The sequence below is a fragment of the Enterovibrio baiacu genome, assembly GCF_004120195.1.
GTDB classification, from domain to species: Bacteria; Pseudomonadota; Gammaproteobacteria; order Enterobacterales; family Vibrionaceae; genus Enterovibrio; species Enterovibrio baiacui.
On the sequence record NZ_SCHN01000006.1, the window covers coordinates 95,535 to 119,855 of the forward strand.

Here is a 24,321-nt window from a genome sequence, read left to right on the forward strand (position 1 = left end):
CCCACTTTGCGACTTAAATCACCACTCTAAGACCAATACAGATACTATGTTCATGCTTGTTTAGCGGAAGATGAGACGGTATGAGAAGTATCAGCAAGCTATTTGGGTTTGTTTTTCTTGCACTTGGTGTCAGCGTAAGTGCCATGGCTGATGATGGTCTAAGACACTACACGGCGGAAAACACGGACATCAAAAAAAATATCTGCTTCGAAAAGGAGTCTGATACACGCTGCAATGGGGTGGTTCATGCTGTTGGTGAAGATGGCTCAACGCGTGAATGGTACGTAAGAGACGGCGCTCTCTACCAATTTAGAGCGTACACGCGTGACAAGCGGTTGTTCAGAGAAGAAGTGATAGCCGACCCTGCATCGAAAACGGTTACTGAATACTATGACGATGGTGAAAAGCAGGTTGTTTATTATCAGAATAATGAGCAAGTAAAATGGGAGTGGTATTACTCCAATGGGAATAAAAAATTCTCAAACAACTATAAAGAGGGATTTCCTGAGGGAGAATGGATAAATTTTCAAGAAAACGGCACCGTAAGCACCAAAGAAGTTTATAGCAATAATGCAAAGGACTATGTTGTTTCTCACTATTTCTTTGATGGTTCATTACGCTATACCAAGAACGTCACCAATGAATTAACGACGCGCGAAATATACTATTACCACTGTAACAACGTAGAAAAAACTCTCGTCAATGATTGCCGTATTGCTCCAACCGCCACGTTAAAACACACGGCGTTTTGGGATGGTTTTGGTTTTGTCGAAAAGCGCATAACCTACAATGAAGACAACACGTTAGATATAAACGACAAAGCCCGCAGGGTAAAGGTGGAGTATGATTTCAATGGCGACAAGAAAATGGAAGTAGTTCAAGAAAGAGAGGTTCATGACAATGAACCCGTCGGTGGGATTGGAATCCTATGGCGCGACGTGACAATTATTTTTGAGGCGTCTCCTTTTTAATTAAAAGCGTCTAAAAGCACGAAAAAACCTCGCAAGCAAACAATTCCCAATAACGACGCATGTACCCGTGTTCACCTTTGCTAAGTTCAAACGACGCAATGTGTTTTATTGCGCTTTCCTGTTGTTTTATTTAGGCGTTATTACAAAGGATCTTTCCGCTTTGACTGTGCGTCTACGTTTACAGCATTCAAATGTTCGAACATTCCTATAGGCGCTTACTATGAGTCGTTTTGCAAAGGTAGCTTTCATTTTCGCTCTTATGTTTCCCGTGTATTCCCTTGCTGCAGATCTTCAAAACTTTCACGCCAATTTCCTCTTTACGGATTCAAGCGGGGGGAATGACGTGCACAATCGCGCCATCTGTAAATGTGAAAATATCTACCTAAAAAATCTCTCTACTCACGGCGCAAACAACAGCCCAATCGGCAATGCGTTGAACACAGGAACATACAAGGTGTTTCGCCGCGTGCCGTATCAATTGATTGCCACCTTCACGGCGGACAGTTGGGCTTACGGTGAAGTGAAAAGTATTCAGGTATGCCAAAGCTTTACGGGCGGCGGGCTAAACCTCAGGGTGCAGCATTACGGCACTGGGATTGCGGCGAATGCGGAGAGAGGCGACAACATCAATTTATCGACGTTTAAGCCCACCGTTTTGACCACACCAACACCGAGCACACAAGCCTGCCAAGGCGAGAATGTGCAACTCACCGCCACTGGCGCAGACGCGTATTCGTGGTCGCCCGCTTCGGGCTTGAATTCAAGCACCATTCCGAATCCCACTGCTTCTCTGATGTCTTCCCAGATGTTTACGGTGACGGGCTCTAAAACATATAACCTGTCGAACATTTGGAGCCCCTCTTCTCTCACGTGCAGCAGCTCGCGAAGCGTTACCATCAACGTTGAAAATATTTACGCGTGTGACCCCGGAAGAAAGGGAATGACATGGGAAAAGAACAGCGAAGGGGATGTCGCCGCGGTTGTGGATGTGGGCTGCGGGAACGGGGTAGACAAATGCGATCCGAGACAAGGGGATACGCTCTGCACTGAACGTCGCCCCGTGTTGTGTATTCACCCTTCTAATTTTACGAAACCCGAAGGCAACCTTGGTATTTATCAACCAGGGTGGCTAAGCGAACCGAATAAATATCATCAGTGGTCTGGCGGCGTTATCGCGACGTCTCCTGCGGTTTCCCCAGAAGCGGAGAATTTTGACTCGGTGAGTGAGGTGAACAAGTTCTGTGAGAAGACCTTTGGTGAAGACTGGCGCGTGGCTGAGTTTCATGACGGCTGGGGATGGAATTTCATGGCATACGGAAACCCGATCGAAACCTCTCGGTTTTGGGTAAACATCAACGATCAAGTCAACGGGAACTGTTGGATCAACTGACCCATATTCCTGAGACGGACGCTGCGAGTTATCAAACCGTAAAGCAAAGTAAAGCTACGTAAATCGCCTTCTCATCCCAGTGAAAATGGCGATACTAGCGCCGAAACTTGAGTTCTAACTAAAAGGAAATAACTCAATGAAAAAACTCGCAATTGGCGCTTTGGTTCTGTTTGGTTTGATGGGAACGGCATTTGCGTTTGATGGGCATTGGACACACGGTTTGGATATGCCGAGCTTCTCAATATTCGGGTGTGACCATGGCGGTCACTACTAAACGAATACCCCTTTGCCAGCCTCTGCATTCTGGCTGAAATCGACGCATAACATATGCTAAGAACGAAAAGGCCGCTGATTTCTCAGCGGCCATTTATCGGCAGTTCGAATATTCAAGATATTTGCTTATCACGTGGTAATTCCCACGCTCTATCATTCTTTACGAAGCCTAGCTTCGGGTAATACTCGCTGGCGGCTGGCGCTGAAATCAGCAATAGTTTGCAATGATGCCCTAACTGCTCGTTCGTTAATTGGATCAGCTTCTTGCCAATACCTAGCCCTTGATAGGCTTCTTTCACCGCCAAGTCGGATAAATAACACGCATAGTGAAAATCGGTGATAGACCGTGACACACCGACGATTGTTTCACCATCCCACGCAGTCACTGTAAGGTCGGCGTTCTTTACCATGCCCTCCATGGTTGCCAAATTATCTATCGGACGGCGCACGCCAAGGCTCGAATGTGCCAATACGTCGATAAATTCTGCTGCGGTAATGACACGGTTAACTTCATAAGTGATCGTCACTGCGTCTTCCTTCTCGTATGTGATTGATTACATAACCTATCGAGACTGGCTCGCTAGGGCAAGCACTCCCTCTCAATATGAATCTGCGAGCACCGCGCCTCCGAAATGATGAGAATGAAATCGAGGTGTCGCTTTTGATATTGATGCTGAATCAAGTGGAACAATGTTGTCCTTCACAGTTTCAATTATCGACAAAGCATTAACACATAGCATTCCGTTTAGTCCAACTACGCTTTAAAAGTAAATGAAAGACATTGAATATGGTTGTCGTGTGGGTGCTTTGCGGGCGTGGGTGAAAAATACATGGTTAAGGTGTTGGTGGGTTGTTGCCATCAGCTTGCTACTTGCTGGCTGTAACCCAACGTGGATTCACTATAGTTCCAACCAAACCAGCCCGTCTTCTGATGCCCCTTCCGCAATCGTACTCACTGTCTCTGATAACGGTGATCAGGCATCGACTCTCAACACAGGCGATGAAATTACCCTTAGTGTGTCGGCTGAATATTCAAATAGTGCGTCACAGAACATCACCTCTGAGGCTGAATTTTCTAGCTCCGATGCTACCGTCGCCAAAGTTGAAGGCGATAAACTTATCGCTGTATCGCCAGGCAGCGCGGTCATCACCTGTTTTTACGATGGAATTACCAGCAACGTTCTCACCATCACGGTATCTGCCCCTTACGTGACCCAACTTTCCCTTAGCCCGACCTCCACGTCCGTTGCTCTGGGGCGAAATACAACATTCACCGCAACAGCCACCTACAGCGATAACTCAACGGCAGACGCGTCTAACTTGGTGAACTGGCAAAGCAGTAATGTGGCTGTATCAACCATATCGCTGGGCGTTTCAACCACCCTATCAACGGGAACCACAACGATATCCGCTGAATACGATGGCATCACATCGAATGACGCAACATTGACCGTTTCCGCCGCTGAACTCGATTCCATTGCGATTACGCCCACCACAAGCAGCATTGCGTTTAACGCGACGCAAGCTTATACCGCAAATGGCACGTATTCCGACGGGAATGTCATCAATATATCAAGCAGTGTGAGCTGGCAAAGCTCAGATACAGGGGTTGCGTCGTTTTCTAGCAATACAGCGACGGGTGATGCGGCAGGCTCATCATCCATTAGTGCAACGCTAAATGCTGTCACCAGTAACACGAGTTCACTGTCTGTTAGCACCTTCCCGCTCTGCGGTGGCGCGGTGAATGACAGTGATGGCAGCAATGCAACGGGGGCGTGTATTAAAGTCGTCGATTACCTCAGCACGGGGATGTTGTTTACCGGGACACCGAGTGAATCGGCGATTCTCGCACTGGGCTACTCCCGTTCAGTAAATAACTCAAATACCGGACAAACCTACGATTCGATAGTCAGCGATAGCTATATTTCTGGTAATGTGGCGACGTTTAGAAAAGCTGGCAACGGGTGGAATAATGACATCGCCAGCCCGACCTATGGGCAAGGTGGGCAATTGGACCGATATTGTGAAAACCTATCAAACATTCGATTTAACCAGCGACAGAATTGGCGTGTTCCTTCCCTCACTGAATTAGACAATCTGTATGCCAATCAAGGGAGCATGCAGTCGTATGGCTGGCCGGTTAGCCTGCGCTACGGCAGTTCCACTGGCTTTAGTTCAAACGCGTATTACCTGCATTCTCTGCGACAAGATAGTCAGACTGCATTCTCCATCGCTTATGATGGCTACGCATCTTGTGTGTCTGATCCTTAGTCATTGCGAACCCATTAACTCCGTAATCCACACGTATTCAAAGCTGGTTGCATGGGGCATTAATCATCGAAAGAACATAGAACGAGGCCGCTGATTTCTCAGCGGCCTTTTCGTGTTTTATCAATGTCGCTATCACTTGCGCATGTTTAACCCGCAGATTTGTTCGCCAGCACTTCTTCGAGCTTCAACCCAGTCAAACCATGAATGGTACGCCATAGGTAGTAGAAAATGGCCATCATCATTACGGTAGAAGGCAGTGCAATCATTGGGTAACTGTAGAGGGTTAGCTGACCCAATTGCTCGTTAAATTCTGGCGTCCCTGCTGGGCTGGTGACGAGCCATTTCGCAAGGATGTAATTCATGGTGGAAGAGAAAGCAAACGAGCCAGCGACAAAGTAAGTGGCTTTTAGCAAACGCGCCTCAAATTCCGCCACACTGTTATGTTGTTGTAGACGCTCGTTGATTTTCTCAACGTCCATCACTGATGGGTTAAACAGCAATGCTTTGATCATTGGTGATGAGGTAAAGGTTGAGGCAAGTACCGCAAGGCCGATAGCACCAGGAATGGCCGCTTCTTTGATGGCTAACCATTTAGTATCAAGTTCAAGCAAGCCAATGCCCCCCGTTAGCAGAACGTTCACTAAACCCAGCAAAGCGATGAAATTAAACTTTCTGTATTTCACTAGCTCGAACAAACCCCATCCCAATGGGAAGCTCAACGCTAGGATCAAACCGCCACTCGCACCCAATTCATTCTCACCACTCAATTTCATGAGAATAAATGCAGGGACAACAATACTGACCAGAAGGTCAACCATAGGACGTGGCTTGTGTGTAGGAACACTCTTCATTGTGTCGTTTTCCAAACTATTTCGAAGACATCGCCAATACTATCGAATAGGAAATTCAATGGGTAGGCATCTGTTAGGCCTTTTTTGTTCGAAATAGTTTCAAAGCGAATATGCAGACGCCTTAACACCGCAAACTTCGGACGAAGTAAAAGGTGTTAAGGCGCTTTTGATATGCGAAATAGCGGTGATGTTGTCACCATAACGCGGCGTTTATTTTACGGTGTATCTCAGCAAGACTTCGTTATCGAGCACAACATTGGTAGACCAAATGAAGCTCGCGCCCGCGCCTGCAAATTTCTCTCTGAAATTCATGTAAGACTTTTTGTTATTCACACCAATTTCATCTTCTGTGTACAGCGTGGCTTGTGGCCATGAGGCAGAATCGAATGCTTCATCCATCCACTTCTCAGGCGTTTTCCAGTGAACGCCGTACCCATCTGCGCCATCATCGGTTCCTTCGGTGGTGCACTCCGTTGACAGTCTCGCGCCGTTCTCTTCGCTCAAACAGGTGAGATCGTAGATTGGCGAGGTGTAGAAAGCCTGTGCTTTCCACTCTGCATTAGTGACGGTGCCATCACTAAAACTGGCAATAAAACCGCCATCGCCTGCGTGGTATTTCTTGCCACGGTTGTTTTCAGAACCCAAACCAAGGTTCTCTTCCCAATCGACCAGTTTTACAGCGATTGTGTAAGGTTTGCTGACTTTGAACTTCACGACACTTGAATTGAAAGGCGTAAACGGCACGGAGTCCAGCGCGATGAATTTGCCATTCACGTAAAGCTCAAAGTAGTTATCCGCAAAAATGTAGCCCGTCACCACATCACCATCCTCATCCACTGTCACAACTGGCACGCTGTCGAGATCAACCTGATCGATGTTTTTTGGCGTAATGTTGGCACATTCTTCGTAGAGATCGACCGCTTTCGTCGCGGTTAAATACTGTGTATCTGCAGGCACAACCCAGACATTGCCGTCACTGTCTTTGATTTCACCAACACCCGACACGCGGCTGCGGCCGTTCTTACATTCAAACATGGATGTTTCAATCGTTGTCGCAGCACCTTGGGTAATACTGCCTGTCCCTTGATAAGCCCCACTTGACGCTGAAAGCCCTTGAATTGGAAAACTTAACGCCATTGTCATTCCCGCCCATAGGGCAACCTGTGTCTTCGCTTGATGCATTCTTTAGTGCCTTATTATTTGAGTAATGACTCATCAAGGTTAGGCTAACGCTCAAATTTTAACCTGTCCATATTCAACAGTTACTCATTGGTACATGTACTAATAAGGATACAGGTCTCGCTTACAGCGCAGTCATAGCGAGCCTCTCCCTTTTGCTCTGCGCCTTTCTCTCGCTCTTATCTTGCTCTTATCTTGCTCTTATCTAGCAATCTCGAAACTCAACCCTACTCTTCCTGCTCTGTTCTCTCGCTCTTATCTCTTATCTCGTATCTCGAAACTCAAATCTGCTCTTCTCTGCTCTTACGCATTATGCACCCCCTCGCCTGTCACAAATGACAGTACCACTTTCACCTTAACCCCGTGCCCACTATCTCCTTTATTTATTTTTATATTTTTCAGACACATACAAACAACACCCTCGTTCAAATCTCTCGTTTTACCCCCTTACTGTTAAAAGTGTCAGGTTATCAAATCACCCTCCCACGCTTAATTTGAACACATGGAATTTGAGCAACACACAACCTAACCAAAGCACGTAAATGGAGTTAATTATGCAAAGAGATAACGCGTATCAAAATATGGTAGCCATCCTGAAATCAACCATCACGATTCCAGAGGATGTTGTATTAACGGAAAATACGAGCCTTCGAGACGATTTAGGCATGGATTCATTGGGTTCGCTGACATTCTTAATGGAACTTGAAGAATCGATTGATGGTTTTTCAATTAATCCTGAAAGTTTGGAAGAGCGCCATTTCAGTTCAATTGGCGCAATGGTTGATTACATTGTTGAAAATGTAGAACTCGCACCGGCTGCTTAATTATGTACATTAATTATTGCCAATATTTCCCACTTGAAAAAAGGAGCCTACGACAGGAACCGCGGGATCGGTATATGACCTACTTTAAGGATTTATACCGAATTTCCGATAAAGACCTGTCGCAAGAAACCTTTTTAACGGGTGACCAATATAGCTACACCAACATCATTGATACGGTACTTGAGAGCGATTTACCGCTTGCCGCTTACCCAGATATTTCTGATGTCGCCTTTAGCTATTGGACACCCGAGTGGGACCCAGAGTACTCCGCCTTTGCGACCTACTTCCTTTGGAAAAGCGACCTAGAGGCTGAGATTATTGATGTGTGCGATGTGGGTTCAATCGCAACCACCACGGCACTTCACATCCTTTTCAATACCGACAGCTTGGAAGATTCTCGCACCAAAATCTTGGTGGGCATGGAGCAAAATTCTGTGCCGCGCTATCTGCCTGACCACAACATCATGCCGGGCAGTTCGAGTGGCTCAGCAATGTTTGTCAGCCAAGCCAACAGCGACGGTGCGCTGTTTAAACTTGAAGACTCCGTATTTTTGAATGAGAACAAAATCTATTCGTCGAGCTTTGCATTGGCAGAGGAATTAAAAACCCTGCTAAATAAGCACACATTAGGCGCTGGCGATTGCACCTTGTTCCTTCATCGAAATACGGCCGCGTTTAAACAGTTAGATTATTTATCTGACAAACGAGAAATCTCGCCAGAGTTATTAAAGAACGCGCACTACTTATCGCCAGAGTATTCCGTTAATACGCTACCGAAACTCTTGGATGAATATCAGAGAAGCCCCGATTCATTTCGCAGCAGTATTTGGATTTTCATTGACGAAGATGCCGAATCGCTAAATACAACCATCAGCTTGTTGAGGCCGTTGTAATGTATCGTCTCGATTTCGAAAACAGTTGCAGCATCATTGATGATCTGCAAGAAGAGCAACTAAAAGGAACCTTGGTCTCTGTTTTTCACGGTGCTGACAGCACCTTCGTGATGATAGACCGCCGAGGCAATGCCAACGGGGAAACCGTCAGCATTGATGCGATTGAGGCTGAAAACCTCGTCGCGCTCCCCAATACCTATCTGGTGAAGGTGCCATCGCGCTCAGGAAAAAGCCTGCCTTCCTCAGAACACACGCAAGACGCATGGGCACATTTCGTTAAGCAATCCCTCTCTTGCTTCCACACAGAAATGTCGGTGTTTTTCCGCCACCTCGTAACACGGCTGAAAACGAAGAAGGTCGGCGATAACACCTTGCTCGATATTGAAAACGTCAGCTTGTCCGTTACCGACTATCACCGCTTTCTGTTCCAACTCCAGTTTGCCTCGGAGACCCTGCCAGATTCACTTGCGCCGGTGTCAGAGCGTGTGCTTTTGGCCTCAAACCTTATTTCGAACCTGCAAGGCGGCATTTCCATTCTTGCCGGAAGCGGCGTCGAACATCACCTGCAATATGCCCTTTTACTGAACGATTTGGAGCAATGGCGATGATCAATTTAGACAGATATGCCGCAACCTACGGCGAGAAATACGGCGAACACATTGAGTGGCTTCGCGAGGTGGCCAGCGCGGTCGATAACTACCAAGACATTCACGGCAACACGGACTTCCGCAATGAGCAATTAGACGCGCTGCTCCTGAGCAGTTTCTCCATGACCACGGAAGAACGGGTGCGCATGTTTGAGCAGCTTTCTTACGGCGACCCCGGCGCATTGCTGTTCTCACCAGGCCCAAGTTTGTCTGGGGTGATCTTGAATGAAGCCGGCTCAGAAGAACAGAAAGCCCAGTTCTACGATTACCTGAAAGAACATAACTGCCGCACCTTCTTTGCGGTCACTGAACCGAGCAAAGGCAGTGATGCGGGGCGCTTGGAATCGCGCTACACCGAAGGCACGCTCAGCGGCGAAAAATGGCTGATTGGCAACGGCACCAAAGGCGACATGGGCGTGGTGCTGTTCAAAACGGGGGCTAGCCCACTGGCAACTCGCGCGGCCTTGCTCACCAAGGAGATGATTGAGTCGCCGCAGGTTGAACGCCGTTTGTTGAAGCAACATTGTTTGCGTGGCGCACGCTTGTCTTACTTAAAGTTTGATGGGTTGCCCATCCCACAGGAACAGTTGCTCGGTGAACACCTTCACCCGTGTGAACGCGGCTTGTTTTCGATGATCCGCACCTTCAACAAAATGCGCCCCTGCGTGGTTGGCCTCAGCATTGGCTATGCCCAAGCCGCCGTAGATGTGCTGCTTGATCACGGCAAAGAGGCCGGTATTCCGCTTGAAGCGTGTCGTCACTTCAACACCATTCTCGCCACCATTCGTGACGTGAATTTGGTTGCGGCGCAAACAGCGGATAAAGAGCCTGACAACATGGCGTATTCGTCGCTGGCGAAGATCGAACTGGATGATTTGGTAAAACAAATGCGCCCGTTCTTGTTCCAGCACGTCAGCAAGCTTCAATCTGACCACTTCACCCATGTTCGCAAGTTCATGCGTGACAGCTACGCCTTTGATTTTATGGAAGGCACGCACGTTATCCAGAAGCATAACTTGGTCAACATCCTGAAGCGGAACGATTACGTGAGCCCATGGAGCGGACTATGAAAAATATCGCCTCTATCTTCTCTTCGGTTGGTTCTTCCTTCTCCTCGGTTGCATCGACGCTGTCCATTTTCGCGTCGTCATCGTCCACCTTTGTCACGCAATTGCTGGCGGTGTGGTTAATCAGCCAAGAAGACCAACGCGCGCTGCTGATCCTGACGGTGTTTATGCCGTTTGGCTTCACCTTGTCGTCTTTGTCGGATGCGATGCGAGCTGGCGCGCTGCCTATCGTATCAAGCCATGAAGATGCCGGCTCAGCCGAGGTTCACAGCGCAGTTGCCACTTTGTTTGGTATGGCATTGGTGGTGTTTGGTGGGTTAGGCGCGATGGTGTGGGGGCTCATGCCCCTGCTCCAATCTTATTTCCACTTGCCTATCGTCGCCTATCTCGATTTTTCTGATTTGCTGCTCGCCATGACCTTGGTGTTCTTGCCAATCACTGTCTCTTCCATTCTAACGACCTGTCTGTTTGCGAAAGAGAAAAACGCGCTCGCCACCAGCATAGTGGTTGTCGCCAACGTGTTGCAGCTTAGCTTGATCTTCCTGTTCGCTAAGCAAGGCCACGGCGTGATGTCTATGCCTTACGCGGCGGCATGTTCAACCGTGGTTGCCATCACGATGGGACTGACGCTATCGCCCACATTGCGCCAAATCATTGCGCCTCGCGCATTGGCGTATTTCTCTGCCATGCAAGCCCAAGTGAAGCAACTGCTGTCCATTATTGTGCCTATATTTTCCAGCTACTTGTTACTGATTGCTTGGTTGTTTTACATCACGTACGTCTTGCTGCAATACAGCGATGCTGCGGCTTCTGCCTTCCCGCTTTATGCACGCATTCAGAACCTCATCATCATGTTGTCGATTGCAGTGGGTGTCAGCCAAGCGATTCGCTTCAACAAGAACTCGGCAGATTACGACTACAGCATGCTGAAAAACAGTGTGACGCAGTTTGTGAGCCAATCAATTCTGTACCAAATCCCTGTGCTGCTGGCGGTGTTTATCTTCAGCGAAAACATTGCACTGTGGCTGGTTAACGAACCGTCCATTGCCGCGGAATGTGCCGAATACCTTCGCATGATTTCGCCAGCACTCTTGGTGCTCTCCACCTATGTCGGCATGACGGTGTACATGGAGCAAACCTTCCGCTCGCGTCGCGCCTTTATCTACAACGCGCTCTATCTCGGCGGTGAAATCGCGCTGATTGAGATTGTTCGTCCTTATTGCACCACCAGCTCTGAACTCTATGCCTTACTCGCCGTGGCCTTCTTTGCGTCCGCTATTTTCATCCTGTTTGAAATTGGTCGCTCACGCTACGAATACCACCTCATGCAGAAAATGCAGTCTGTGACTCTATAAAGGAATATCCCTATGAAAACGACACTTTACGATCAGTTGGTACACATCCAACAACAGCAACCCAACAAAGTTTGCCTGAGTGACGCGAAAAACGATTGGACCTTCACGGATTTGCTCAACAAAGCCAACAGCCATGCAGACGCGCTGGTGAAGGAAGGCTTAGGGCTGGGCGACCGCCTGCTGTACATCGCAGGTCGTGGCATGAACACCTTGCCACTGCTGCTTGCCGCCAACAAACTTGGCGTGTTGTTCGCCACCATTGATGCGCGCGCCGACCAGCTCAAAAACCAATCCATCATAGACCAATACGAAGCAGATATGTTGCTGATTGCCCCTGAACACGCAGGCAAAGCCAGTTATCAGTTGAGCTACTATCGCGAGGTGGAAACATCGTCGCTGGATGCGCCAAGCTGGATCAGAAATGACCGTGCAACAGGCGTGAACGAAACCGACGTGTCTGCGCAACAACGCAACCGCAAACCTGTGGCGAGCGACATTGGTTTGGTGTTCTTCACTTCAGGTTCAACTGGCCGCTCGAAAGGCGTAGCCCTGAGCCATTCCAACGTCTTGTTTGCGGCGCAATCCATCATCGAGTACCTCGAAATTGATGGCGATGACGTGATTTACAACGCCTTGCCGCTGAACTTTGATTACGGTTTCTATCAAATCTTGTTCCCGCTTTTTACGGGCTGTCAGACCTTCTTGACCAACTCTTTCATGATCCCGCAGAAGAACTTGATGGAAGTGCAAAAAATCAGCGCAACCCACTTCCCTATCGTGCCGTCGATGGCGCGTTTGATTAAGCAGTTCGGCAGTGCCAAGCAACTTGAATCTGTCACCACCATCACCAATACCGGCGAAGCGATTCACCGCGGTGAAGTGGAATACATGCAAACCATTTTCCCGAACTGCCGCTTCTTCTCCATGTATGGCTTGACCGAGTGCAAACGCACCACCTGGCTGCACCCAGACGAGTACGCGAAAAAACCTGACAGCGTCGGCATTGCGATTCCGGGGACACGCATCGAGATCTTGGATGAGAACAATCAACCTGTTCCCGCTGGCACTGAAGGGCAAATCGTGGTGTCTGGCCCGCATGTCATGACAGAGTATTTAGATAACCCAGACGCGACCCGCAAGGCAATTTTCTTTGACGAGAATGACCGCCAGAAGAAACTCGCAACCGGTGATTTTGGCCGCATGGACAGCGAAGGCTACCTCTACCTCAGTGGCCGCAAAGACGAAGTGTTCAAAATTGATGGCTTGAAGTATTCCTGCAAAGAGCATGAGCAGTGGTTGAAATCGCAGCCTGAAATCCGCGATGCCTGCATTTTGGTGAACGGAGACACCATGGCAATCACGGCCTTTATCGTGGAAGAAGTCGGCGAATCAATGTCTGACGAACTGCTGCGCGAACGCTTGTTGAAACGCTCTGCCTTGTCATCGCACTTGCCGAAGCGCGTGGAACGTTTGGTGGATATTCCCATCAACGACAACGGCAAGCACAACAAGCAGAAGCTGAAACAAGCCTTGCTCGACAATGACCTCGTTGAATGGCAGCTGCCTGAGCCAATCACCCATGTTCAACCAAGACAGTTAGCAGAGACACTATGAACAATAAACTCGCACTTCTCATCCCTGTTTTTGCTGTCGCACTCGGTGCTTCCTTGTTTTCTGTTGCGGGCGTGAAGAAAAAAACGCCCAACACGGACATTCCTGCGGGCTTTCAAATGAAAACCGTGGAAAGCCTGCTGGTACAGACGGAACGTCGCAACAAGATCTATCAATCCGCTTGTATGATCGCACCGCAGAACATTTACCACCTCGCACCCAAAGTGGAAGGGGAAGTGGTGTATGTGCGCAAAGGCGGCCATCAGGTGAAGAAGGGCGAGTTATTGCTCGAAATTGAAAACGAATCGGTGCGTTATCACTATCAAGTGGCGCAAAACAATTTGCGCCTCAACGAATTGAATCTGAAACGCTACCGTTCACTCCGCGTGAAAAATTCGAAACAAGAAACCGATGAACTGCAATTGAAGGTCGATAACCTTCGGGCTGAAGTGGCGTATCAACGCGCACTGTTTGAGTCTTTCAAGTTTTATGCGCCGGAAGACGGCGTGTTTGAGACCCCAACAGTGAAGCAGTATGACCGCGTGAGCCCGGGCGTGTCTGTCTTGACGTTTTACGGTAACCAAACCTTCGAGTTCACCTCGAAAATCCCGCTGCACATCTTCTCTTCCATCGCGCTTCGGGATGAAATCGCCCTGCGCTCTGTCGATAACGGTGACGTGATTGCCACGGCGCAATACAGCCACCACGAGCCAGAAGACAACGGCGAATTTGTCACTTTATACGGCACGTTAAGCCCAGACGATGTGATGATGGAAAGCACGAGGACACCCGCCAACTTGGTGAACCATTCACTTTTCGAACGCTGCATGTCTAACTTGCCGCTGCAACACGCTGACCGAGGTATTTTCCTTGAAAACAAGTATGTGCATTTGGATTACAAAGGCTTTTATGTATTCAAGCTTGATGGTCGCCGCGTAAAGAAAAGTTATGTTCAAGTCAGTTGGTACGACGACGGTGTGCTGGAACTTGAAAGCGGTGTGAATCCAGGCGATCACATCGCCACGGCGGGGTCATTCAAGTTGCTGGATAACGAGCTGGTGCGCGTGAAAAGACCTGTCTTAAAACGCGACACACCGTCAAACACAGAAACCAATGATTCCGAACAACTGGTGGGAATGGTCAGATGAAACGTGGTCCGATGAAACCTGATGCGGGAAAACATGGAGCGATGGATAACGGCATGAATAACTCAACGGCCTCTTGGCTAGGACGCTACTTCGAATCCCGCATGGGCTACATCATTCTGATGTTGCTCATCACAATGTGCGGGTTGGCGGCGCTGAAATTCGTCACGCTCACGTCTTTCCCCTACTCTCGCAGCAGCACCATTTTTGTTTCCGCCCAATTTTACGATAAGCCTGCGAAGTACATTGCCACTCATGTCGCGAGCGACATTGAAGACATCTTCGCGGAGCAAGACGGCTTGGAATACACCCGCCTCACCGTGGGCAATAACTCACTGCGCGTCACGGGGAAATTCGACAAAAGCGTGGACATTGATGCCGTCGCCCGCGACATCAGTAACCAACTCACCAACCGCCCGATGGTGCAAAACAACCTTGATGAGCTGACATCGGGTTTAGATAAAGGCGATTTCGCCCCCGACTTGGGCTATGTCTTTACCTCTGCCGAGCGGTCTGATTCCTTGGTGAGTCGCTTGCTGGAAAGTGAGGTAACGCCGATTCTTCGCAGCTTGCCCGGCATTCAATCGGTCGCACTTTACGGCCCGAGCGACGCAATTTACATCGACGTGGATCAAGATCGCTTGAACGCCGCAGGCCTTGCGCTCAACCAAGTGTATGACACGGTGCAATCGGCATTCACTCAGCCAGCGAGCTATTTGGTGGACGGTGAAAACTACGAGATTTACCACCATAAAGCCGTCGATAACGGCATTCAAAAAATGGCGACCTTGCGTCTTGAGGATGACGGCACGCAAGGGGTTCACGCGCTGTCGGACATTGCGACATTTCGTGTCGCCAACGAATACACCCGCGTGAAAGCCAAGTTTAATGACAAAGACGGCGTGGTGATGTTGGCGACCTTCGATGGCCGCGCTAACCCGCTTTCGGTTTCAACAGAAGTGAAAACCATGATCACCGATTTCTTGGTCGGTGAGCCAGACATTAAAGCGCAGGAAATCATGGACAGCACCGTGATGCTGTATGGCTCCATCAAGGAAACCCTGCTCTCGATTATCTTGTCTATCGCGGTCACTTGCTTGATCGTGTATTTCACCACGCGTTCCGTCGCCTCGGCCTTTGCGATTTCTCTGTCGATTCCCCTTTCGTTGCTGTTGGCCTTTGCGTTCTATTCCGTGTCGCTCGATTCCATCAACCTGATCACGATTACGGCGCTCATCATTGCCATTGGCCTTGTGGTGGATGATTCCATTGTGGTGACAGATTACTTAAATGGACACAGTTCCGCGCCAACCACAGCCAGCACACAATCTGGTAGCCAGTTGATGCGATTACGCGCCATCTTGATGGTATTGGTCGCGATTACGCTGACCTTGGTGGTGGTGTACTTACCGTATATTTTCTCGAGTGCCGATTACAGTGTGGTCAGCAAAGAGTTCGGCATCGCCATTTCCATCGCCCTGCTGTGTTCTTTGTTTGTGTCTGTGCTTATCACACCCAAGCTGTTGCCGAGCACGCGCGCGTATGCAAATCAGGCGGCAAACAACACTCCACATAACACAGCAAGCAACATCACAAACGAAGCGTATCAAAACCCGGTGTTGCGCGCGTATCACCAATCTCTGTGCCATTTCGCGGAAAGCCGCATGATGCGTTCTTTGACAGCGGTGGTCATCATGGGTGTGTTAGTCGCAGGCTTTTACGCATGGCAAAACGGCGACAGTGAAGTGGCACCGCCGGAAGACAAGCGCTTGCTGCTCGTGCTGAGTGAGGTCAGTCCGAATGCAACGTCATCCGACGTGCAGGCGCAAGCCAGCAAACTGACGCAACGTATTTTGGCGCTCGATTGGGTGGATTCCACCAACTATGTCACTGGCCTGCCTGACAGCAACATGATCACCCATTACGTGCGCCTGAAAGAACCTGTCTTTGAAACGCAGGAAAGCAACGACAATCTGGCGTGGTGGGAACACATCACGCTGCCGATGCAAAACACGCTGCAGCAGTTCGTTGATAACCCGCAGAAAAACAATTTGCTGGTTGAGCAATCTGAGCGCTTGGCGTCGATGCTCGCCCAAGAAACATTGAGCCGCTCGTTTGTGATTTTGCCAACGGACATTCCAGGCGCGTCTACCTTCCCTATCGACATGGCGATCATGGGCAGCGACACGGAACAAGTGTTGGATAAGGTAGAAGCAGCATTGCGAGAAGCGCGTGCAACGGGGCTTTACGAGTTTTTGGTGCACGATGCGAAATACGTATCGAACCAGTTTAAGATCGATACCTTGGTGGATTCGACAACGTATGGCAGCGCAGAGCGTCGCTACTTTGCTTCATTGATTGCAGCGTTTTCTCAGCCGAATTACATCGGTAAAACGCCCCATGCGAACGACAATGTGAAGGTCTATCTTGGGGTGAACCCGTCTGAGCACAACAGCAACTTACACAGTTCCATGCAAAGCAATGGGCAGGCAACCACCACCATTGATGATTACGCCTTGTATGACGATGGCGACCGTAAAATCATGAAAAGTGCGATTCAGCATGTAGAGCCTTCCTTCGAGCCATTGAACATCAATAAAACCAACGGCCTACCAAGTGTTCAAATTCGCGGCATTACGTTGTCTGACGTGAACAAGTACGATGCAATTCATACCTTGAAAGACATTCTGATGTCGAAAGGCATTGCTGAACACAACATCACCTTCATTGGCTCAAGCCGCTCGATTTCGTCGTCAGTGACCGAGCACATGAACATTACCTTGTTCTCGTTACTGCTGATTTTCTTGCTGCTGACGGTGTTGTTCGATTCTGTGGTCGCGCCGCTGATCATCGTGCTTTCCACTGTACCAGTGACCTATTTTTCGGGGTATATCGCGCTAGATCTGTTTGGCCTGTCCGACAATATCTATACCCGCTTGTCGATATTAACGGCGGTGGGTTTGTCGTCCAAACAAGCGGTGATCATGGTGTACGAAGTGATTCGCATTGCGCGTGAACATGCAGACCCCGCCAAACTGAAAGACGCGATTATCGAAGGCTGTTCTCAGCGCTTCAATGCGGTGTTTATGACCTCGTTCTCACTGATCCTCGGCGTGTTGCCTTTGGTCTTCCAATTCAACTTTGGTGCAGTGGCGAAATACAACATCGCGGTGGTGATTGTGTTCTGCATGACCACGTCGTTCTTCACCGTGTTGTACCTCGTGCCGCTGGTGATGATGAGCTTGCCAAAACGTGCGTACTGCAAACTGCTTGGCTTTGTAAACACCGTCAATGAACACCTAATTCCTGACCATAAAGCACGACCTGTTTAAATACACACAAAAACGGCAAGCTGAGCTTGCCGTTTAATTGGTAAATACAAATACATGACACCTTGATTGATCTGGAACATCAGTGACAATAAACTCATTATTTTATAAATATTTATAACAGTATTTAGAGGAAAACAGACTCGACAAACCTTCATGGTGAACTACGCTTTATGCATGAGTATTCATACATATAAAAAATATGGTTAATCATCGCGTTTTGCTTATCGGGTGCCTCTCCCTAGCGATCATCATTGGTTTAAGTAGCATCTTTTGGCCGACTCATTCGCTGAGTGATGGACACGGTCATGGTCACGACAATGACAACCATGGAACAAGCCGTGACGTGAGCTATCGAAGCCAAACCGCCCTCGTTTTGCCTATTCAGGAACATCGGGATTACGATCTTCCTTTAATCAGAGTCGGCTGGACACTTTTTAGAGACAAAGGCCTGTCGTCAAACAACCGCGTCAGCTGCGAGAGTTGCCATAATCTGCAAACAAATGGCGCTGCAAACACGGCTGTTTCTGTTGGCGTGGGTGGTGCTGGCGCGCGAAATTCGCTAACCGTGTTTAACGCCGCACTGAACTACCGATTCTTTTGGGATGGAAGAACAAACACCCTGAAAAAACAAATAGACGGTCCTGTTCATGCCCCGCTCGAATTGGCATCGTCATGGGCAGCCATTGTTGAATACGTGGCCTCTAGTCCTGAGTACGAAACCCTGTTTGAAGAAGCGGAGATTTTACCCATCAGCGCAGATTCCATTCAGCATGCGCTGGTTGCTTTCCAAGAGTCACTTCTTACACCACACTCCCCTTTTGATCGCTATCTCAACGGTGATCAATACGCCATTGATTCACCGGCGAAAAAAGGCTGGATGGCATTCCAAAAATTGGGGTGCATCAATTGCCACCAAGGGCAAAACATCGGTGGAAGTTTGATGCAACGTTTTGGCTACTACGACAGCGAAACGAAAAACACCTCAAGTGCAAGCAATCTCGATACTGGACGCTTCCAAATGACCCAAAACAATGCAGACAAATACCTCTTTCGCGTTGCCAGCTTGAGGAACGTTGCAGACACACCGCCCTATTTTCATGACGGCAGAACAAACAACTTGGAAGAAGCCATCGAAATCATGGCGAAGGTTCAATTAGGACAATCCTTAGAACAGTCAGTGATAAACGATATATCAGCATTCCTGCATGCCCTTAGCGCACCAAGGCCAAAGGTTCTGGAGATTTTAGAACGTGAATAAACTCCCTCACTTCCGATATGTTTTTCTCTTTCTTTCCGCCGTGTTGCTGCTGATGGCTGCCAACGGTTACATCGCCAAAAATAGACTCGCCCACCTCAGTACCGAAATCACGTCTCTCGGCCATGACATTCTGTATTTACGCGATGAGGCGATCGCTTTCAATTCGGGGCATATTGTCACCCCCCATCTCATCAACCGTGGGGTCGTTAACACCGAAAAAGCCTTAGAGCGCTTCTTAGCGGAATCGCATACCTCTCACCTTGCGTTTTTCGACAAAAATACCCAACTCATCAACAGCGCCATCGAAACATTTTCTGCTGAGTTTACGCACCTCGCCCAGTCTATCGACAACCTTGTCGCATTGATTATTTCCCGAAACGGTGCCATTCACGCCCTGTCTGAACCCGACAAATCAGCGAATGGATTGCCCGCTGAATTAACGGCAAACTTGGGGGTGTTAACCCCTGAGAACACCCGATTTGTTGAGCGATATAACACGTTGAACAGTGAAATATCGCGATTGATTAACGACATGGTGCTTGGTCAGCATAGCGAGTTTGTCGAAAACACAGAACACGCATTGAAAGACATGGAATACCAATCATTCCAAACGTCTGTGTTGCTCTTCAGCCTGTCACTTGTCAGCCTCATTGGGTTCATTCTTTTATCTTCATGGTATCGCGTTGATAAGTTGAGCGAAGTAAACGCAAAGCTTACTGAAATGACGGAAAACGCCGAGCGCGCGAATCAAGCAAAATCGCTTTTTTTGGCCACCATGAGCCATGAGCTGAGAACTCCCATGAACGGGGTACTTGGCATGGCACAGCTCATTGCTGATGAAACTCAGGAAGCAACAACAAAGGAAAACATTCAGATCATCAACGATTCTGGTGAGCATTTGATGACCATTCTCAACGATATTTTGGATTTTTCTAAAGTTGAGCAAGGGCTTATCGAACTTGAGCGTCATCCTTTCAAATTCAAGCAACTGATTAATCCTGTTACGAATGCCCTGCGCCCTATTGCCGATGAAAAAGACATCGCACTGGAGGTAGAAAGCAATATTCCCGATGACATCACCTTTGCAGGCGACAGCTCCCGCTTTCGCCAAATCCTCTTTAACCTTGTGGGCAACGCCCTTAAATTCACGAGCAAGGGCAGCGTAAAAATTATCTGCGATTACAAGTTAAGCGAAAACCAATTGGGGATCTGGATTCAAGACACGGGCGTAGGGATTCCGAAACACAAGCTTGCTGATATTTTCGAACCTTTTCGCCAGGCAGAAGCATCAATGACACGAAAATATGGCGGAACAGGATTGGGGCTGTCGATCGTGAAAAACATCATCAACACCATGGGTGGTATCATCAGTGTGGTCAGTGATGAAGGGAAAGGCAGTACCTTCGTGATCACTGTGCCTCTGGAGATCATTGACGAATACGCAGAGGAAATCGAAACAGAGCCGGTGAAAGACGGCACTGCGCGCATTGAATCGCTTGATATCCTGATCACTGATGACAATGCAGTCAATGCCATGGTCGCCAAACGTTTGTGTGAACAGCTGGGGCACTGCGTCGATATCGCCACTGACGGTCGAAAATCCATTGAGGCGCTAAACGCCAAACCCTATGACCTCATTTTGATGGACAAACACATGCCGGAACTCGATGGCATTGGCGCTATTCAGCACATTCGTCAGCAAATGAAATCTCCGGTCGTGATTTTTGCGTGTACCGCCGATGTTTTCCGAGAAGCACATGACGAGTTTTTAAGCATTGGCGCAAACCATGTACTCACCAAACCCATCCAAAAAAGCAGTATTGAAAGCGCGATCCACCGTTTTATGGATGATTTCGAACGACGCCGACATGCCCGCGGCATCACGACAGAAGATGCCGACACCTCAAATGTCGTTTGTTTGTCGAGGATGCCCAAAAACGCCCTTCCTATGACAGAAGAGGAATTGTCGTCTAGCTCAACATTGGCAGTCTTCGATGACGATATAGAAGAACAACACTGTTTGATGATGTTGATGGTTGAAGAATTTGAGAAAGCCTCGGACAACCTTATTGACGCCTTCAGCAGAGGCGATCTTGATATGCTTTTCAATGCGTTACATGTAGTAAAAGGTACGGCATTGAACTTGGACATGCCAAGCCTGGCTAAACTTGCGAAAGAGAACGAAGAATTGGCCAGAATGAACATCTCACCCGAGTCGACAACCTTACAAAAGATCCTCAACCTCATGTCGGTAAACATTCACCAAGCTAACCGAATTTTAGACTTACACACAACGGACAAAGCGGAAAAACAAATTAAACATCGTTGAGAAAAGGGGCGACTGCACACTCGTCTTTTTGACTTGCCTTGAATCTGTTGATACGGAACCGAAGAGAACCGCAAAGAGCCCCTGACATCTATACCAATCTCCTAACCTGACCCTCACCTGAATAAAACCGTCAAATAAACAATACAATAAAGCCTAAAAGTATTTTATTGGTCACTTTTTAGTACCAATAAGAACCATAATAGCCCTCTAGTTCATCAAGATGATTACACCTAAGCTTCTATCGCACCTGAGAAAAATTGTAAGTATCAATGCAGTGTCGCCCTCTGCGGCGCAATGACTTCATATTCACGCGAGGCAAAACAACATGGAAGCTCAAAACATTAAAACAATAGAAACCTACTTTTCAGCCTTGGCAGCAGGAGACATGGCAACACTCGCAAGCCTTTTCGCAGATGACGTTGTATGGGTCCAACCCGGTAACAATGCATTTTCAGGTATAAAAAAAGGCTTCAATGAAGTTGGCGCAATGGTGGGTGGCATGATGGAGACATCTGGCGGCAGTTTTGTCGTGAAGCCGACGAGTAATCCAATGGCAAATGATGATTTTGTCTCTATTGCAGTGACATTCTCTGGTAAAACCCAAACGTCTTCTATTGACATGACTGGCGTTGATTTATTCCAACTCAAAGACAATAAAATTGTCGGTGTTTGGCTTTTCTCTGATGATCAAGCTGCCGAAGATCAGTTCTGGGGAAAGTAAATATAAGTAAGTTATCTGGCTTCGCTCAGCAGAATACTGGCTAGGGCACTGCATCCCTATCTTTTTCGAGGTTTAAAAATGCAAAAAGGCCGCTGTAAGAACAGCGGCCTTTTCTAATTTGGCGGAGAGATAGGTTATTTACTCGGCCGCTTCGCGTCCTCGCCCTTCGGGCCGTTGCCTTTTCCGACTGCGTCGGGGCAACGTTGTCTCGCTTCGCTCGGCTGAACCCTGACTAGGGTCCTGCATCCCTATCTCAGAGGTTTACTCCAGATACGAAAAAGCCCGCTCAATGAGCGGGCTTTTTCTAATTTGGCGGAGAGATAGGGATTTGAACCCTAGGTGCGCTATAAACGCACGCCGGTTTTCAAGACCGGTGCTTTCAACCACTCAGCCATCTCTCCGTGGTTGAGGCGTATATTAATAGGGAGTTCGTGGCTTGTAAACCCACTAATTATGCATTCTTGTTCGTTCGCGCATTATTACGCCACTATGTGCACATCACCCGCCGTTATTGGATTAATTTCAAACAATTGATTTAAATTTATCGTTTATACGCATGGTGTACTGCATAAACATTTAATCAAGATAGTTCTAATATTCTGGTCAAAACTAAACCTTCAAAAACGATGCTAAAGCGCGAATGCTCGCACAGGTTGCATAATCAGCACGCTAAATCGCCGATCAGTAATGTAAAAACAATGTGTTACAAACCCACATATTCACATTTTCTTAAGAAATTCCATGAACTTTCGCGAAGATCATTGCATAGATCACACCTCTTACTCGTTCAATTTGCAGCCAAAATCCCAAGTCCTATACTGGGCTTTGTTAATGCAGTGTTAACGAAGCGTATTCGATTAACAATAATTTTGACGTTAGCGATCGCTTTGACGTGGTTTTACGAGCTTCACTCCATTTTTTAGGCAGCTTGTCTCAAATGAATCTCGTCCATGAATAGCAACCAGTAATAACCCACAAAGGATTAATAGGTATGGTTAATAAAAAGTCGACATTGGGACTTGCAGTGCTGTCAGCACTATTGCTCGCAGGCTGTGACAGCGGCGGAAACGCTGATAGCCAGAAGCAAATTGACAGTCTAAATCAGCAAGTCGCCTCTTTAGAGAAGCAACTCTCTGAAGCGAAAGCTGGTTCAGCTCAAGCACCTGCTCCGTCTGCTCAAGGTGAAAATACGCTAGATCGCGTGAAAAACGCTGGCGTTATCAGCTGTGGCGTAAGTACTGGCCTTCCAGGATTCTCTAACCCGAACTCTAATGGTGAGTGGGAAGGTATTGACGTTGAATTCTGTCAAGCAATGGCTGCTGCTGTTCTAGGTGACAAATCGAAAGTTAAGTTTGTACCGCTAACAGCGAAAGAGCGCTTCACTGCACTTCAGTCTGGTGAAATCGATGTACTTTCACGTAACACAACGTGGACGCTACAACGTGACGGCACGTTGGGTCTGAACTTTGTGGGTGTTAACTACTACGATGGTCAAGGCTTCATGGTGAAGAAAGACCTAGGTGTGGAAAGCGCATTGGACCTTGATGGCGCATCTGTATGTGTTCAATCAGGTACCACTACAGAGCTAAACCTGTCTGACTACTTCCGTTCAAACGGTATGTCGTTCAAGCCAGTGGTTTACGATACGTATGATGCGACGGTGAAAGGTTTTGAATCTGGCCGTTGTGACACGCTAACGACTGACCAATCTGGTCTGTACGCATCTCGCATCAAGCTCGCTGATCCTACAAGCGCTGTCGTACTACCAGAAATCATTTCTAAAGAGCCTTTGGGCCCTGTTGTTCGTCAAGGTGATGACAACTGGTTCAACATCGCTAAATGGACTCTGAACACCATGATCAATGGTGAGGAATTCCAAATCACATCAGCAAACGTTGATGAGATGAAGAACTCTAAAGATCCAAACATCCGCCGTATTCTTGGTTTGGATGGTCCTAAAGGTAAAGGCCTTGGCTTGAATGATGACTGGGGTTACCAAGTCCTCAAGCAAGTAGGTAACTATGACGAGAGCTTCCAACGCACCGTAGGCGCAGATTCACCACTTCAGATTCAACGTGGTGTGAACGCATTATGGAACAACGGCGGTATCTTGTACGCGCCACCTATCCGTTAAGTAGTTATCACTACCTCTGACATACGCTGGGGCACCTTGTTGTGCCCCATTGTTTAACTATCAACGGATA

The 24,321-nt window shown here is 48.1% G+C and carries 19 protein-coding genes, 1 tRNA gene and 1 other RNA gene; 16 read left to right on the forward strand and 5 right to left on the reverse strand.

What is annotated here, in order from left to right:
• The first annotated feature begins 80 nt into the window (after nucleotides 1-80).
• The 3 genes from EQP46_RS03065 (at nucleotide 81) to EQP46_RS24185 (ending at nucleotide 2,635) form a co-directional block, all read left to right on the forward strand.
• Nucleotides 81-971, forward strand: a complete 891-nt coding sequence (locus EQP46_RS03065) for a toxin-antitoxin system YwqK family antitoxin (protein WP_129492255.1) — start codon at nucleotides 81-83, stop codon at nucleotides 969-971.
• 220 nt (nucleotides 972-1,191) lie between these two features.
• Nucleotides 1,192-2,361, forward strand: coding sequence for a hypothetical protein (locus EQP46_RS03070; protein ID WP_129492256.1), 1,170 nt, complete (start codon nucleotides 1,192-1,194; stop codon nucleotides 2,359-2,361).
• A gap of 136 nt (nucleotides 2,362-2,497) precedes the next feature.
• A complete protein-coding gene (locus EQP46_RS24185; RefSeq protein WP_167482745.1) occupies nucleotides 2,498-2,635 on the forward strand; it encodes a hypothetical protein in 138 nt (45 codons plus the stop codon).
• 112 nt (nucleotides 2,636-2,747) lie between these two features.
• Here the strand turns inward: EQP46_RS24185 and EQP46_RS03075 are convergent, their stop codons facing one another.
• A complete protein-coding gene (locus tag EQP46_RS03075; protein WP_129492257.1) occupies nucleotides 2,748-3,161 on the reverse strand; it encodes a GNAT family N-acetyltransferase in 414 nt (137 codons plus the stop codon).
• Between the two features lie 244 nt (nucleotides 3,162-3,405).
• On the opposite strand from EQP46_RS03075, the gene EQP46_RS03080 reads away from it, so the two are divergent.
• Complete coding sequence (locus tag EQP46_RS03080; RefSeq protein WP_129492258.1) at nucleotides 3,406-4,905, forward strand: Ig-like domain-containing protein; 1,500 nt, start codon at nucleotides 3,406-3,408, stop codon at nucleotides 4,903-4,905.
• 146 nt (nucleotides 4,906-5,051) lie between these two features.
• On the opposite strand, the gene EQP46_RS03085 is transcribed toward EQP46_RS03080, so the two are convergent.
• Both EQP46_RS03085 and EQP46_RS03090 read right to left on the reverse strand, forming a co-directional pair.
• Nucleotides 5,052-5,756, reverse strand: coding sequence for a VC0807 family protein (locus tag EQP46_RS03085; protein WP_129492259.1), 705 nt, complete (start codon nucleotides 5,754-5,756; stop codon nucleotides 5,052-5,054).
• 210 nt (nucleotides 5,757-5,966) lie between these two features.
• Nucleotides 5,967-6,899 carry a hypothetical protein gene (locus tag EQP46_RS03090; protein ID WP_240671650.1) on the reverse strand — a complete coding sequence of 311 codons (933 nt, stop codon included), beginning with the start codon at nucleotides 6,897-6,899 and terminating at the stop codon, nucleotides 5,967-5,969.
• Between the two features lie 590 nt (nucleotides 6,900-7,489).
• Here EQP46_RS03090 and EQP46_RS03095 point away from each other — a divergent pair.
• The 11 genes from EQP46_RS03095 to EQP46_RS03145 all read left to right on the forward strand — a co-directional run bounded on the left by EQP46_RS03095 (nucleotide 7,490) and on the right by EQP46_RS03145 (nucleotide 22,117).
• On the forward strand, nucleotides 7,490-7,759 hold the full coding sequence (locus EQP46_RS03095; protein WP_017009302.1) for an acyl carrier protein: 270 nt from the start codon (nucleotides 7,490-7,492) through the stop codon (nucleotides 7,757-7,759).
• A gap of 74 nt (nucleotides 7,760-7,833) precedes the next feature.
• Nucleotides 7,834-8,652, forward strand: a complete 819-nt coding sequence (locus tag EQP46_RS03100) for a hypothetical protein (RefSeq protein WP_129492261.1) — start codon at nucleotides 7,834-7,836, stop codon at nucleotides 8,650-8,652.
• A complete protein-coding gene (locus EQP46_RS03105) occupies nucleotides 8,652-9,260 on the forward strand; it encodes a hypothetical protein (protein WP_129492262.1) in 609 nt (202 codons plus the stop codon). Before EQP46_RS03100 ends, EQP46_RS03105 begins: the two co-directional genes overlap by 1 nt.
• A complete protein-coding gene (locus EQP46_RS03110) occupies nucleotides 9,257-10,369 on the forward strand; it encodes an acyl-CoA dehydrogenase family protein (RefSeq protein WP_129492263.1) in 1,113 nt (370 codons plus the stop codon). Before EQP46_RS03105 ends, EQP46_RS03110 begins: the two co-directional genes overlap by 4 nt.
• Nucleotides 10,366-11,721, forward strand: a complete 1,356-nt coding sequence (locus EQP46_RS03115; protein WP_129492264.1) for an MATE family efflux transporter — start codon at nucleotides 10,366-10,368, stop codon at nucleotides 11,719-11,721. Before EQP46_RS03110 ends, EQP46_RS03115 begins: the two co-directional genes overlap by 4 nt.
• A 12-nt stretch (nucleotides 11,722-11,733) precedes the next feature.
• Nucleotides 11,734-13,335 (forward strand): class I adenylate-forming enzyme family protein, encoded by a 1,602-nt coding sequence (locus EQP46_RS03120; protein WP_129492265.1) that lies wholly within the window; start codon nucleotides 11,734-11,736, stop codon nucleotides 13,333-13,335.
• Entirely contained in the window at nucleotides 13,332-14,480 is a 1,149-nt protein-coding gene (locus tag EQP46_RS03125) for an efflux RND transporter periplasmic adaptor subunit (protein ID WP_129492266.1), read from the forward strand. The genes EQP46_RS03120 and EQP46_RS03125 overlap by 4 nt, the downstream gene beginning before the upstream one ends.
• Nucleotides 14,477-17,809 (forward strand): efflux RND transporter permease subunit, encoded by a 3,333-nt coding sequence (locus EQP46_RS03130; protein WP_129492267.1) that lies wholly within the window; start codon nucleotides 14,477-14,479, stop codon nucleotides 17,807-17,809. The genes EQP46_RS03125 and EQP46_RS03130 overlap by 4 nt, the downstream gene beginning before the upstream one ends.
• Nucleotides 17,810-18,008: 199 nt before the next feature.
• The gene (locus EQP46_RS03135) at nucleotides 18,009-19,067 is read left to right on the forward strand and encodes a cytochrome-c peroxidase (RefSeq protein ID WP_129492268.1); all 1,059 of its coding nucleotides are present in this window, start codon (nucleotides 18,009-18,011) and stop codon (nucleotides 19,065-19,067) included.
• Nucleotides 19,060-21,396: an ATP-binding protein gene (locus EQP46_RS03140; protein ID WP_129492269.1), complete on the forward strand. Its 2,337-nt coding sequence runs from the start codon at nucleotides 19,060-19,062 to the stop codon at nucleotides 21,394-21,396. Before EQP46_RS03135 ends, EQP46_RS03140 begins: the two co-directional genes overlap by 8 nt.
• A gap of 325 nt (nucleotides 21,397-21,721) precedes the next feature.
• Nucleotides 21,722-22,117 carry a nuclear transport factor 2 family protein gene (locus EQP46_RS03145; protein WP_129492270.1) on the forward strand — a complete coding sequence of 132 codons (396 nt, stop codon included), beginning with the start codon at nucleotides 21,722-21,724 and terminating at the stop codon, nucleotides 22,115-22,117.
• Between the two features lie 119 nt (nucleotides 22,118-22,236).
• Here EQP46_RS03145 and EQP46_RS03150 read toward each other — a convergent pair.
• Both EQP46_RS03150 and EQP46_RS03155 read right to left on the reverse strand, forming a co-directional pair.
• Nucleotides 22,237-22,384: non-coding RNA, RtT sRNA (locus tag EQP46_RS03150), on the reverse strand.
• 43 nt (nucleotides 22,385-22,427) lie between these two features.
• A tRNA-Ser gene (locus EQP46_RS03155) sits at nucleotides 22,428-22,518 on the reverse strand.
• A gap of 590 nt (nucleotides 22,519-23,108) precedes the next feature.
• Between EQP46_RS03155 and EQP46_RS03160 the strand changes: the two genes are divergently transcribed.
• The gene (locus EQP46_RS03160) at nucleotides 23,109-24,251 is read left to right on the forward strand and encodes an amino acid ABC transporter substrate-binding protein (RefSeq protein ID WP_129492271.1); all 1,143 of its coding nucleotides are present in this window, start codon (nucleotides 23,109-23,111) and stop codon (nucleotides 24,249-24,251) included.
• Nucleotides 24,252-24,321: the final 70 nt, after the last annotated feature.